This is a genomic window from Nonomuraea sp. NPDC050536, assembly GCF_044457685.1.
In the GTDB taxonomy this organism is placed as follows: domain Bacteria; phylum Actinomycetota; class Actinomycetes; order Streptosporangiales; family Streptosporangiaceae; genus Nonomuraea.
In genome coordinates, this window is sequence record NZ_JBITHD010000006.1 from 349124 (window position 1) to 361458 (window position 12335).

15 protein-coding genes and 1 pseudogene are annotated in these 12335 nt (G+C 68.0%); 5 read left to right on the forward strand and 11 right to left on the reverse strand.

Annotated elements, in window-relative coordinates; all coding sequences use genetic code 11:
- Window positions 1-3: 3 nt before the first annotated feature.
- Window positions 4-333 (reverse strand): hypothetical protein, encoded by a 330-nt coding sequence (locus ACIBHX_RS20205; protein WP_397068658.1) that lies wholly within the window; start codon window positions 331-333, stop codon window positions 4-6.
- Between the two features lies 1 nt (window position 334).
- Here ACIBHX_RS20205 and ACIBHX_RS20210 point away from each other — a divergent pair, with 1 nt between their 5' ends.
- Both ACIBHX_RS20210 and pstS read left to right on the forward strand, forming a co-directional pair.
- Complete coding sequence (locus tag ACIBHX_RS20210) at window positions 335-835, forward strand: ATP-grasp domain-containing protein (protein WP_397068659.1); 501 nt, start codon at window positions 335-337, stop codon at window positions 833-835.
- A 386-nt stretch (window positions 836-1221) separates the two neighbouring features.
- Window positions 1222-2262, forward strand: coding sequence for a phosphate ABC transporter substrate-binding protein PstS (gene pstS / locus ACIBHX_RS20215; RefSeq protein ID WP_397068660.1), 1041 nt, complete (start codon window positions 1222-1224; stop codon window positions 2260-2262).
- Between the two features lie 375 nt (window positions 2263-2637).
- On the opposite strand, the gene ACIBHX_RS20220 is transcribed toward pstS, so the two are convergent.
- From ACIBHX_RS20220 to ACIBHX_RS20240, 5 genes are all read right to left on the reverse strand, one after another.
- Complete coding sequence (locus ACIBHX_RS20220) at window positions 2638-3177, reverse strand: hypothetical protein (RefSeq protein WP_397068661.1); 540 nt, start codon at window positions 3175-3177, stop codon at window positions 2638-2640.
- A 34-nt stretch (window positions 3178-3211) separates the two neighbouring features.
- Window positions 3212-3457, reverse strand: coding sequence for an ATP-binding protein (locus ACIBHX_RS20225; RefSeq protein WP_397068662.1), 246 nt, complete (start codon window positions 3455-3457; stop codon window positions 3212-3214).
- Entirely contained in the window at window positions 3457-5733 is a 2277-nt protein-coding gene (locus ACIBHX_RS20230) for an FUSC family protein (protein WP_397068663.1), read from the reverse strand. The genes ACIBHX_RS20225 and ACIBHX_RS20230 overlap by 1 nt, the downstream gene beginning before the upstream one ends.
- A gap of 193 nt (window positions 5734-5926) precedes the next feature.
- A complete protein-coding gene (locus tag ACIBHX_RS20235; RefSeq protein WP_397068664.1) occupies window positions 5927-6115 on the reverse strand; it encodes a response regulator transcription factor in 189 nt (62 codons plus the stop codon).
- A 213-nt stretch (window positions 6116-6328) separates the two neighbouring features.
- On the reverse strand, window positions 6329-7972 hold the full coding sequence (locus tag ACIBHX_RS20240) for an FAD-dependent oxidoreductase (RefSeq protein WP_397068665.1): 1644 nt from the start codon (window positions 7970-7972) through the stop codon (window positions 6329-6331).
- An 87-nt stretch (window positions 7973-8059) separates the two neighbouring features.
- On the opposite strand from ACIBHX_RS20240, the pseudogene ACIBHX_RS20245 reads away from it, so the two are divergent.
- Together ACIBHX_RS20245 and ACIBHX_RS20250 are read left to right on the forward strand one after the other, a co-directional pair.
- Window positions 8060-8978: pseudogene (locus tag ACIBHX_RS20245) on the forward strand (aldo/keto reductase).
- A gap of 274 nt (window positions 8979-9252) precedes the next feature.
- On the forward strand, window positions 9253-9462 hold the full coding sequence (locus ACIBHX_RS20250) for a molybdopterin-binding protein (protein ID WP_397068666.1): 210 nt from the start codon (window positions 9253-9255) through the stop codon (window positions 9460-9462).
- On the opposite strand, the gene ACIBHX_RS20255 is transcribed toward ACIBHX_RS20250, so the two are convergent.
- On the reverse strand, window positions 9459-9641 hold the full coding sequence (locus ACIBHX_RS20255) for a hypothetical protein (protein ID WP_397068667.1): 183 nt from the start codon (window positions 9639-9641) through the stop codon (window positions 9459-9461). The two genes, ACIBHX_RS20250 and ACIBHX_RS20255, sit on opposite strands and share 4 nt — an antisense overlap.
- A gap of 35 nt (window positions 9642-9676) precedes the next feature.
- The gene (locus ACIBHX_RS20260) at window positions 9677-10243 is read right to left on the reverse strand and encodes a molybdopterin-dependent oxidoreductase (protein ID WP_397068668.1); all 567 of its coding nucleotides are present in this window, start codon (window positions 10241-10243) and stop codon (window positions 9677-9679) included.
- A 30-nt stretch (window positions 10244-10273) separates the two neighbouring features.
- On the opposite strand from ACIBHX_RS20260, the gene ACIBHX_RS20265 reads away from it, so the two are divergent.
- Window positions 10274-10768: a helix-turn-helix domain-containing protein gene (locus ACIBHX_RS20265; RefSeq protein ID WP_397068669.1), complete on the forward strand. Its 495-nt coding sequence runs from the start codon at window positions 10274-10276 to the stop codon at window positions 10766-10768.
- A gap of 109 nt (window positions 10769-10877) precedes the next feature.
- Here the strand turns inward: ACIBHX_RS20265 and ACIBHX_RS20270 are convergent, their stop codons facing one another.
- The 3 genes from ACIBHX_RS20270 to ACIBHX_RS20280 are packed head-to-tail and all read right to left on the reverse strand — an operon-like array spanning window position 10878 to window position 12317.
- On the reverse strand, window positions 10878-11372 hold the full coding sequence (locus ACIBHX_RS20270) for a hypothetical protein (RefSeq protein ID WP_397068670.1): 495 nt from the start codon (window positions 11370-11372) through the stop codon (window positions 10878-10880).
- 8 nt (window positions 11373-11380) lie between these two features.
- Window positions 11381-11974, reverse strand: a complete 594-nt coding sequence (locus tag ACIBHX_RS20275) for a LamG-like jellyroll fold domain-containing protein (RefSeq protein ID WP_397068671.1) — start codon at window positions 11972-11974, stop codon at window positions 11381-11383.
- Between the two features lie 46 nt (window positions 11975-12020).
- Window positions 12021-12317, reverse strand: a complete 297-nt coding sequence (locus ACIBHX_RS20280) for a hypothetical protein (protein WP_397068672.1) — start codon at window positions 12315-12317, stop codon at window positions 12021-12023.
- Window positions 12318-12335 lie beyond the last annotated feature (18 nt).

Below are 12335 nucleotides of genomic sequence, written 5' to 3' on the forward strand. Positions count from 1 at the left end.
CCTCTACCCGGGCACCCGCTCTCCGCGGATGCCCGGCTCGCTGTAGAGTGTGATCTTGATCTGTACGGCGCAGACGGTCGGGTCGTAGGTGATCGCCAGCCGGAAGACGCTGAAGAGTTCGCGCTGAAGATCTTCTTGAAGCCGGCCAAGCCTTTGCCTGGAGCATGGGATCCGGCCCAGCAGATCGGCCTGCTGGTTCTCCACAGGCGACTGCTCCTGGAGTCGGGCGAGCTCGTCGGCCTTCACCCTGCGTTCCGTCTCGAGCTCAGCGAAGCGGGCGCGAAGACGACGAGAGAGCGCATCGTCCACATCGACGGTCCTGTAGCTGATCACTTTGGGGCAGGCTCGGCGGCACCGCGTCCCCCGCTTCGTCAAGCCGGCCGCCGGAAGGCTGTTTCCGGCTGGGGTGCGTCCGGACGGGGCCGGTCCGCCGTCGCGCCTTCCCTCCGAACTCCCCGTGCTGTCTGCCGAACCGGTCGTATTCGCTGAGGAGTACCGGCTCCACGTCCTGGACGGCGAGCTGCGCGCCGCGAGCCGCTATGCGGTGCACGAGGTTCTCGAAAGCGCGCCGCTGCCGCCGCCACATCCCGCGGTCGGCTTCGGCAGAAGGTTGGTGAACCACCTCGCGAGCGGGCTGCCGAGCGCTGTCGTCCTCGACGTCGGAATCCTCTCTGACAGCGGCCGGTTCGCTGTCGTCGAGGCCGATGAAGCCTGGTTCAGCAACGCTTATGCTGCGGATGCCGAGCGTGTCCCGGACGTCAACCCGCGGGCGGCTGGACCCGCACGCGAGATACGGGACACCGAGCGGCCCTTCAGACGAAGGACGTCGGCCTAGGGCAGCGGGAGAATCTCTTCACGGGTTTTGCCCTGAAGACGAGGGACGTTGTCGAGCGCTGCCTTGGCCTCCTGAGGATTCATACGTCCTCCGTTCCACATACCGGCATCCGGACTGCTGTCGCAGGGTGGGATCACGGCCGCTGTGACGGCCGTGACGTACCTGGCGTGAAAGTCGTCAGCGGCCGTCAGCACACACTCTCGACGAGTTGGAACACCACACGTCACTCGACCTTCACCCACGTGTCGCCATGCGCTCTGCTCGAGCAGGCCCGGGGTGGTCATGGTCTGCAAGAGCGCTGCATGATCAGCTGGCAAGGGTTAATTCTTGTCCGCTTTGCCCGTGCTTGACGCAACTCACCAACGGACATCCCTAGCGTTTGAGACGTGGCAAGGACGCTGGAGGTCATCGGCACAGCCGCGGCAGTAATGCTCGCCGTGGCCTCATGCGCCCGCACGCCGGCCGTGCCGGCCGACACTGCTGTCACGGTCGCCGGCTCAGGTTCGACGATGCAGGTCGCCGCGATCGAGGCCTGGCGAACGGCATTCGGCAAGATCGTCCCGAACGCGAGGGTCGACTACCAGCCGGTCGGCTCACAGGCCGGCGTGCAGGACTTCATCAGTGGCAAAACCGCGTTCGCCGGATCCGACGCCGTGATGAACCCCCAGCAGCAAAATCAGGCGGACAAGCGGTGCGGCGGCCGCGCCTTCCACCTGCCGATGGTGGTGAACCCGATCGCGGTGATCTACAACTTGCCCGGCGTGCCCGACCTGAGGTTGTCACCTTCGACCATCACCGGCATCTTCAGCGGGAAGATCACCCGATGGAATGACGCGAAGATCGCCGCTGACAACCCGCGAACCCGGCTGCCTGGCACGGCTATCCATGCCTTCCACCGCTCTGATGAGTCCGACACGAGCCAGACTCTCACCACCTTCCTGGCCGGGGCAGGCGGCTGGCCGTACCGGGCCACCAGGCTGTGGTGGGCGCCGGGTGGCCAGGGCGTTGCCGGGTCGGCCGCGATGACGCAGACCGTCCAGAGCACGGACGGCTCGATCGGCTACGTGGAGTATGGGCACGCCAGCGCTGCCGGGCTGCGCACAGCGAAGGTGCGCAACGCCGCCGGCCAGTTCGCCGAGCTGACACCGGACAGCGCGAGCAGAGGCCTGGCCGGTGCCACGGTCACCGGCAAGAACGGGGACCTGGCCCTCAAGCTCAACATGGCGACCAAGGAGCCGGGAGCGTATCCGATCGTGCAGCTCACCTACGAGATCGCCTGCGCCCACGGCTCACCCCCGGTCCTGCTCGGCTTTCTCAATCACGCCGCCAGCAACGCCGGCCAATCCAACCTGTCCCTGCTTGGCTACGCACCGCTACCGCCCGACCTGATCGCCAAGGTCCGCGCCTCGCTGGCCTCCATGACGTGATCCTGTCCGCGCCAGGCCTCCTGCGTGTTGGTGATGGTGATCGTCCGGGTTGCGGGTCCTGAGATTGCACAAGCGGCCCAGGGATCGCATGTGCTAAATCCGCGCGAGATCTTGATCTGGTGACCGGCGGCGGAGAAAAGGGTCTTCCTCAGACGAGGTGAGCCTCATAGGCGGCGATGACCAGGTGTACGCGGGTCCGGGCATCGAGCTTGGTCAGCGCGCAGCCCTGTCAGGCCGTGTCCGTACGGCTGTGCTTGGCCTCGCGTGCCGTCATCGGCGACCTCCACAGTCAGCCCGTCCTCTTGCCGTTCGATCCGCACCAGGACATGGCGGGAGCCACGAGCGTTGTTCGCCGCGGCCCTGGCCTGATCCCCCTCATGAGATGCCGAAAGCGACCGGTGGGGACGAGGACCTCCAGCGGGTGGTGCGCTTCTTGGTCGCTACACACCACGCCAGGAGGTCCTCACCCCTTTCGAGACCCTCGTCGCCGAGCGCCACCGGCAGCTCCAGCAGGTCTAGCGGGTTGCCCTGGGCATCGGCCAACAGCCTGCGGTGGGCCCGGGGCGCCAGCGCGGGGAAGCGCGCTTTCAGCAGGGCCGCGGCGTCCCTTTCCGCCAGCGGCTGCAACTCGTAGCCGGGCAGCCCGCCGTACTCGAAGAAGCTCTCCTCGCCCGAGCGAGACGCGGCGAGCAGCCCGACGCGGCTGCCGGTGAGGCGGCGCGCCACGAAGCCGAGCACGACGGCGCTGGCACGATCCAGCCACGCGATGTCGTCGACGATCACCATCAGCGGGCCAGCGGCGGCGGCCTGGCGGAGGAGAACCAGAGCCGCATTGGCCACCAGGACCTGACCTGCTGGAGGTCCCTCCCCCAGCCCCAGAGCGACGCTCAGCGCCCGCTCATGCGCCGGGCTCAAGCGTGTCAGGTCCGTGAAGAGCGGGTGGAGAACCTCATGGAGGCCGGCGAAGCTCACCTCGGCCTCGAAACTGCGAGCCGGAGGCGCGCAACACCCTGTGTCCGGCTGCCGGCGCCCGTGCCGCGGCGGCCTCCAGCAGCACGGACTTGCCGACCCCTGCCTCGCCCAACAGCATGAACGCGCCACCCTGGGCTGCGGCCTGGTCAACGAAGCCGCTGATCCGGGCGAGATCCCGCTCGCGTCCTATCAACGATCCGGCTGGATCCGGCGGAGGTGACATTACGCCGGTGCTCGACCGCTTGCCGCCGGCACGAGGGTGAACTGGAGACGCCGCACTGCCTCCAGGTGGTCGCCGGTCCAGATGATGCGGACGCTGGTCGCCGTGGCCCGCCCCTCCTCGTCGCGCAGGTCTCGGCGGACCGCGTCAACCAGGCGGGCGCTGTTCCTCCGGTCGGACGCCAACGGCTCGGGCATGGATCCTCCGCGCTCGATCCCGTCGGCCAGGCTCTCGTACCACTGGAGGACCCTCTCAGCCATGGCCAGCAGCTCCTTCTGCGCGGCCGCGCGATCCTCGGGTGGCTGGTCGTCTGAGGACCGCCGCCACAGCTCCAGGATCCCGTCGGCGGAAAGACGGAGGCCGACGACACCGGTGACCAGGGCGGTCATCTCGTCCAGCGGAACAGCCTTCGGCCCCCGCTCCGCCAGATACGTCCGGAAGGCGTCGTCCAGTCGGCGCGCCGCGGCCGCCGCCCGGCGGCCCTCCTGGGGGACCCCGATCGTCGCGGCACCGAACCTGCAGCAGGACACGCCGTAGTCCACCGCGCCGAGCAGGTAGCGGGCACTGTCGACGTACGCGTCCGCCAACGCCCTGCTGACGGCGGCGGAGGCGCCCCGCGGCCAGAACAGCACGCCGACGATCAGGCTCACCGCGCAGCCGAGCGCGATGTCCTCGACGCGGAAGAGGGCTACCGACCATCCCGCGGGTTGGGCGAGGTTGAAAAGGATCACCAGCGTGAGCGTGAAGGCCGCTTGCCCGGCGGCGAACGAGATCGCGGCCGGGACGATACCCGCTACCAGCACCGCGATCGGCAGCAGGATCCACAGCACGGTTGTGTTGTTGCTCCCCAGGAGCTGGAGCAGACCGGCGCCCAGGATCGAGCCGGCCACGGTCCCGCCGAGTGCCCGGAACGCGTTCTGTCCCGTGTTGAGCGCGTTGGAGCGCAACACCGACAAGGTGCCGAGGATGACCCAGAAGGCGTGCTGAACGCCGGTCAGGTCGGCCAACGCGACGGCGATGCCCAGGCCGATCGCGCCGCGGATGCTGTTGTGCAGCCAGACCGAGTGCGGTTCGAGGTGCGCCGCAGCGCGCTCCGTGGCGCTGGTCAGCGGACCGGTCAGCGTCCCGGGCTCGCGGCCGAAAAGGCGGTCCGGCAAACCGCGCTGGTCGGCTGCGCGGACGATCTCGACGTTCTGCGCGATCTGCAGGACCACGAAGGCCACTTCCTGAGCCCGGAAGGACACATCGAGGCTCTCGATGAAGGCGTCGACGTAGAGCCCATCACCCGCGGCGCCGTCCGGCGTCGGCAGCCGGCTGACGGCCCCACCCTCAAGCGCGCTCAAAGCCTTGCGAAGCTCCTCCTCCCCTGCGCGTAGCCGGACCGGCGTGCAGCCCGGATCCTCCAGCATCTGCGCGCACAGATCCAGCACCGCGGCAGCGGCTCTGCGCACCGCTGAGGACTCGGGGTCCCCCGTCGGACCAACCTCGGCCACGGGGCCGGCCCCGGCCAGGATCGAGCTCAGCCAGGTCAGCTCGTCAACGAGGCGAACAAGCGCCCGGGAGCCGGTCGACAGGCCAGTGGGCCGGTAGGGGGTCGCGGTGAAGGCGCGCCGCAACTCCTGTGCGGTGGCCTCGGTCTCCTGGGCCCGGGCGCGGCACGCCCCGAAGCTGGGTCCGCCGGCTCGTCTCGCGAAGTGATCCGCGTCGGTGCGCAGTTGGTCGGCCGCGGCCCGGCAGACCCGTGCCGCCGGCGCGCTGAGTGGGTCGGCCGGCGTCCGCGGCCACAACAGCGAAATCGCGATCATGGTCGCCCCGGCCGCCAGCGCCACGCCGGCCAGCCGGTCAGGTAGCTGTGACAACGGGGCGGGCGTCGTCACCGGGAGTACGAACGCCAGCAGCAGCGACGTCGTGGCGCCGGCCAGGACCGAGCTGACGACGCCTGAGAAGAGTACGGTCAAGCCCACCACGATCGTTGCCGCCGTCGCGGTCCAGACCGATCCCGCGGCGAGCGTACCCAATGAGACCAGGACCAGCCATGCGACGGCGAGCGCCGCATGGGCCCGCAGCCGCTGCACCATGGGACCTGGGAACTCGACCAGCAGCAGCATCGCGAACGCGCCGAACGCGGCGAAGGTCGCCATGGCCGGTGCGTGGAAGACCTGGGTGCAGAGCGCGAAAAGCGATGGCATCACCACCGCGGTCCGGCCCGCGCGCCGGGTGGCGGCCAGCCCCGGATCCCGGCGACGCAACCAGGCGGCGAGCTGACGCATCAGGTTCATCGTTTCTGATTCGCTGGGCTTGTGATGTTCTGGCCTTCTTTGAGGCTAGACCTGACCTGCATGGATACGCTCGTCGGCGACCGCAGGTGCCGAAGATCGAGCCCCAGTCTTTGCACCCGACCAGCACGCGCCAGGGCCAGAACCGCCATGGTTTCCCGGGGCGGTGGGCCCGCGACATCACCTGAATTGGTGATCAGGCGCCGGCGATCCGGTCGTGGTACTTGTTGCTGAGCTGCGCTCGGGAACGCACGTCGAGCTTGGCGAAGATGGACCGTGCGTGGGTTCCGACGGTGTTCGTCGACACCCCGAGCTCGGCGGCGATCTGCTTGTTGGAGCATCCGGTGCCCATGAGGCGGGCAACCGTACGCTCGGCCTCGGTCAACGCCTCCCACCCGAACGCGGGGGCCGGGTGGCGACCCAGCCGGCGCGCTGTACCCCAGCCGAAGGCGGCGGTGTTTCTTGCGGAACATCGGGATGTCGGGCACCTGCTCGATGCGCATCAGCGTGGCGGCCAGGTCCTGGGCGAGCTTCTTGGTGTCCGTGAACGTTCCCGCTGCGGCTTAGACGTCGATCATCGGCGTTTCCGGCTCCTTGGTCACAGGATTTCGAGCCCATCGGCTCTTCGTCGTTCGAACACGATGCGCACCGCTGCGGACCCTTCACCGACAGCCGTGGCGACACGCTTCACGCTTCCACTGCGTACGTCTCCGACGCAGAACACACCAGGAACGCTCGTTTCAAAGGTGAACGGCGCTCGATTGCTCTTCGGGAACGTGTTGAGCTCATGCCCGGTGAGCAGGAATCCCGCGTCATCGGTTGCCAGCTGGCCGTCGAGCCAGTCGGTGCAGGGCGTGGCTCCGATGAAGACGAAGACCGCGCTCACATCCAGTGTTGCCCCGTTCGCCAGCTCGAGCCCGGTGAGGGATGAATCCGCCGTGATGCCGACCGCTTCCACCCGGGTCTGCAGCAGGATCCTCGGATTGGATGCGATCGCGTCGATGAGGTAGCGCGACATCGAATGCTCCAGGTCGTCACCCCGTACCAGGAGGTGCACCGGATCGGAGGTGCGAGACAGGAACATGGCGGCCTGGCCCGCCGAGTTCGCGCCGCCGATCACGGCTACGGGCCGCCCGAGCGCGTACCTGGCTTCGGCGACGGTCGCGGCGTAGTACACGCCGTTTCCTTCCCAAGCCTCAATGCCCGGTACGGCCAGGCGCCGGTAATTCGCTCCGGTGGCGATGATGACGTCGCAGGCCCTGAACGCTCTGCCGTCATCACAGGTGACGGTATGGATGCCGCCACTGCTGGCGAAGGCCGTTGCCCGGGCGTTCCGGTGCAGCCGGACCCCGAACTTCGCGGCCTGGATCGCCCCGCGGGCAGCCAGTTCGGCACCCGAAAGACCCGCGGGGAATCCGAGGTAGTTCTCGATTCTCGACGACGTACCGGCTTGGCCGCCGAACGCCGCCGCGTCGATGAGGGCGGTCTGGAGTCCTTCCGATGCTCCGTACACCGCTGCCGCCAGCCCGCCTGGCCCGCCGCCGACGACGAGCAGGTCACAGACATCCTGGTCGGCGTCGATGGCCGTGGGCGGCTCGCCGAACTCCGCGGCGATGTCCGCCGGCTGCGGATTGCGCATCAGCGGCCTGCCGGGAACGATGACGATGGGCAGGTCCTTCAAGGGTACCTGGAGCTCTCGCAACAGCGCCTCGGCCTCCGGCTGGACTTCGAGATCCATCCACTTCACGGCGATCCTGCTGCGCGCGAACGACTGCAGGAGCGCGCGGCAGCGCTCGTCATAGCGGGAGCCGATGACCGTCAGGCCCGCGCCCTTGCGCACGAGGTTCGCCCGGCGTTCCAGGAACGTCCGGAGGATGTACTCGCTGAGATCGGGCTCGTGCGCCATGAGCAGCTGAACCTGGTCCAGCGGCACCCGGAGCACCCGTCCCGGCTGCCTCACGACACCCGCGAGGCTCGCCCGCTCTCCGGTGAGCATGCCTATCTCGCCCAGGAACTCCGCGGGGCCGTACGACGCGACGACGCGCTCACTCACCTCGCCGAGCCGCTCGACGACGTCCGCTGATCCGTCGAGGACGACGAACAGATCGTAGGACGCGTCACCTGCGGAAAAGAGGATCGTCCCGGAGGTCACGGCGATTTCTGTGCCGTGTGTTCCCAGCTTCTTGAGCTGGTCGCCGCTGAGAGGCGCGACCGGGGTCCACGCCGGGTTCGTGGCTTCCATCGCTGCCCTCTTTCAACAGTCCGCGGCGCGGCGCAGCAGGCCGAGGATTTCCTCGTCGAGGCGCCGGGCCAGCCCCGACGCCCGGTGATGCTGATACGGCTCGATCGTGCTGCCGACAGCGTCGTACGCCATTCTGGTGCCGCCCACGCAGGTCTTCTGGAGGAGAACGGTCGCCGGAACGTTCAGCGCGGCGTCCGGTACGGCGTTCGTGAGCTCGGCCGCCGCCGCGCTCCGGACGACTATGCGGACCAGCGGTGCCGTGTGATCCAGGATACTCAAGCGGTTCGCGTGCTCCGCCGATCGGTCGAGCTCGGGGTGACGTTCATCGACACGGCGGACTCCTACGGTCCGTTCGTGAGCGAGCGGCTGATCAAGCAGGCTCTTCATCCGTACGCTGCCGACCTCGTCATCGCCACCAAGGGCGGATATACCCGGCCAGGTCCGTCCAGACGGCAACCGAACGGCCGTCCGGAGTACCTGAGGCAGCGGGCCGAGCTGAGCCTGCGGAATCTCGGCGTCGAGCGGATCGACCTGTACCAATGCACCGCATCGATCCCAAGGTGCCGGTCGAGGAGTCCCTCGGCGAGCTGGCACTGCTCCAGCAGGAGGGGAAGATCCGCCACATCGGCCTGTATGAGGTATCGGTGGCCCAGCTCAAGCGGGCCCGTGCGGCTACCGAGATCGTGTCGGTCCAGAACCTCTACACCTCGCCACGCGCGATGCCGAAGACGTCCTGGACTACTGCGAGGCCGAGAACCTCGCCTTCATCCCGTGGTTTCCCATCGCGACGGGCAGACGCGCCGATCCGAACGGCCTCCTGGCCAGATTCAGCAAGGCCCACGGCGCCACCCCGTCCCAGTTCGCGCTGGCATGGCTGCTTCGCCGCTCTCCGGTGATGCTCCCCATCCCGGGGACCTCGTCGGTTGCCCACCTCGAAGAGAACGTCGCGGCGGCCGCCGTACAGCTGTCCGACGAGGAATTCGAGACTCTGGCGAGCGCTGTGTGACTACCCGGCCAACAGTTCCTTGATCCGGACTTCCGCGACGCCATCGAAGGCTTCACGCCACCGCCTGACGCCCAGTGGCAGGCTCTCATCCCGGCTAAGGGAAAAGGGCTGGCAGAGTCTTGATTCGGCACTACGGCTGCATATGGGCGGGATGAGGCCGAGCGACGGCCGCTGGTGCCAATGCCGGCTCGGTTGATCCGCGGTCTGCTTGTGAACTGTGGTGAAGACCTTCCTCGGGTAGGTACCAAGCGCGAACAGCACCGAGGGGGAACGCATGCGATTGAGCGCGCGCAACAAGATACCGGCCCGAGTGGTGGGCATCACCAAGGGAGAAGCGACGGCCAACGTGGAGCTCGATGCCGGTGGTGTCCGGCTGGTGGCGTCGATCACCGTGGAGGCCGCTGAGGAGCTTGGTCTGGCGGCGGGCAGCGACGTATTCGCCTTGATCAAGGCATCGGACGTCATGCTGGGAGTGGATACCTAGCTGCCGTCTTGATGGCGGCGGCCGGCGAGCGCGAGCCCGGCCAGTCCGACGACAGCGCCCAGGGCACTGACGCGCGGATCGGCCGGGCCATCGCCGATGGAGAGCAGGTAGAGCCTCATGCCGATGGCGGCGCCCGCGGCCAGCAGCACGCCGGCCCAGCACAGGACGTTCGGTGACATGGTCCCTGCTTTCCCGCTCGCCGGTGGCACCGTGATCAGGCCGGGTCGACGGCGTCAGCGTTGCCGACGTACAGGCGCACCACCCCGCTCACGTAACGACCGCCTTTGACGTCGCCGGGCACGACCAGGCGCGGTCCTTCCTTGTCGAGCTTCTTGCCGTCCTGGGCGACGGCGAGCAGGACCTTCTTGCCCGAGAAACCGGCATCGAGTTCGGCCCAGGCCACGGTGGCGCGGTAGCCGTCGGACCCGGTCGCGGTGACGAACAGGCGCAGCTGGGCGTTCTTGGCTTCTGTGTCGATGCGCGGCTTGGCCAGCGCGAGGACGTCGGCCAGGAGTGGGCCGGTGAAGGTGTGCTTCTCCGCGCCGTGGGAGGTCTGGTAGCGCACCCGGACCGTGTGCTGGGGAAGCGCGCGCAGGCGATCCATGGAGAACGAGCGCGGCTGGTCCACCTCGCCGCGGACCTTGACCGGTGGGGCGTCGGTCCGCTGCGTGGAGTACGGCCCGGCAATGACGGCGGCGGATGCGGTCGCGGGTGCGAGCGTGGCCAGCAGAGCGGTCGCGAGCGTGAGCGCGGCAAGGTTTCTTGATCTCGTGGATGCCATGCAAAGACCGTAAAGCATGCCGCTTATGCCATGGAAGACCGGCATTTGGGGTCGAATGTGCAAAGGAGAGGGTGTGTTGTTGTGACGTTCCGTATCAGCGAGGCCGCCGCCCTGCTCGGGGTCAGCGCCGACACCGTCCGCCGCTGGGTGGACGCGGGCCGGCTGGCCGCCGAGCGCGACGAGCACGGCCACCGGCAGGTCAACGGCGCCGACCTGGCCGCGTTCGCGCGGGCCCAGATCGAGGCGGTCGACAGCGGTCATTCCTCGGCGCGCAACCGCTTCCGCGGCATCGTGACCGAGGTGGTCCGCGACGCGATGATGGCGCAGGGTAGCCGCGACATGGTGAGATCCCCCTCCGGGGAGGGCGCCGTAAGCGCAGGCCACGGCTCGGGCCCCGCCATGCGGAAGCGGCCGCCTCGACTGGCCGGGGTGACGACCGGGCCGCCCCCTTCCAGGCGTCCGGCAGCAGACCGCTCCCCCGATGCTGCTGCCGGACTTCACCTCGGGCAGGGACGAGCAGCTTGAGGTGGCTTCCCCGCGCGGGCGCGAGCGAGGCGAGGCAGAGGCGCCGCTCGAATCCCGGCCCGGGCAAGACAGGGGAGTTCCCACGAGCCTCGAGCGGGGTGACCCTGGGTTAGAGCCGTTCGTTCGCCGAAGTCGGCGGTTGCAGCAGTGTGGCAAGGTAGCGTCCGCTGTCCTTCAAGCCGCGGGGCCACGGGGCAAAGGTCAGTCGGAGCCTCTGGTCGGATCCAGCGAAATCAAGCCGGAGCTGGTAAGCCATGCGGTTTCTGAGCACCGTGGCAGTAACGGTGTCACGGGGCACGTGCGCGATGATGTCACCCGGTCCGGACTTGTTCCGCCTGCCTGCGAAGATGAGCACGCTGCGGTCGGTCACGGTGATGTACACGCGAGCCTTGTCGAATGCAGTCACGATGACCACGCCCGCGCCACCGGTGATTGCGGTAACCGCGGCCCCGACCGCGACAGAGGCGGCGATCGACGCTACGTTCTTCTTGATCGGTACCGTGCCCGCCCTGGCGTAGAGGGTGTGAACGATGCGCTCGCCGGGCTGCATGAGCAGCTCAGTCTTGGTCGTTAATTGTCTGTGGCTCTTTTTGGACATGACCATCTAGTCACCTACCCGACGGGTGTCTTCATGTTGGTGTGGATTTCCTCGACGGTCAGGGCCCGGCGGTAGATGCGGACCTCGTCGATGCGGCCGGTGGAGAACTGCTTGATCTCGGAGGCGACGCGGCCGATCCGCGGCGGCCCAGTATTGGCCCGGACCGCGGATGAGTGCAGGGGTTGACCAGCGTGCCGTTGACGCGCACTGAAGGCGGTGAGCCTCTGATAGTTGACTATGTGGCCGACGGCGCCCAGGGCGTAAGAGGTGTCTGAGTAGGTGCCCCTGTCGACGACGAACTGGAACTTGCCGGTGTCGGCGGGGTAGCTCCACGCCTCCAGGGTCATCGCCGTGCTCAGCTGGAGCGAGTCGGAGTCCGGAATGAGGGTCTCATCGCCCCCGACGTCGAACTCGGCGGCGTAGCCATACCTGGCTTCCGCCCAGGTGACGCCGGTGTCGTTGCCGTTACCGGAGTAGTCGAGGATGCCGTCGTCATAGGCGACGATCAGGTCGGCATCGGCCACCGCAGGTGGGACAGTCCCCCCGGCGGCGGCGATGGCGATCCCCGAGCGGACGGCGAGCGCACAGGCGAGGTGGTTCGTTGTCACGCGATGCCCCCCGATGATTTTTTATGAATGAGATATGGGCATGGTGTTATCGCTCACCGTTACGACATGTCAGAGCTGACGGATGTGACCGGCGAAGGATCACGATTTGGTCAGGACAGGCCATGCGTACGTAGGGCGCGGGCGCCAGGGTGTTCTGCTCGGCGTGGCGGGCGTGGTCGGTGCCGTCGAGAGCTAAGTAGCGCAGGGCGGTGAACTGGGCCTCGATGCGGTTCAGCCAGGAGCTGTCGGTCGGCGTGTAGGCGAGTTCCACGTTGTTCACAGCAGCCCACTTACCGACCCGGGCGTCCTTCTTCGTGCGGTGCGGGGAGAAGTTGTCGAGCATGATCGCGATCTTGACCCG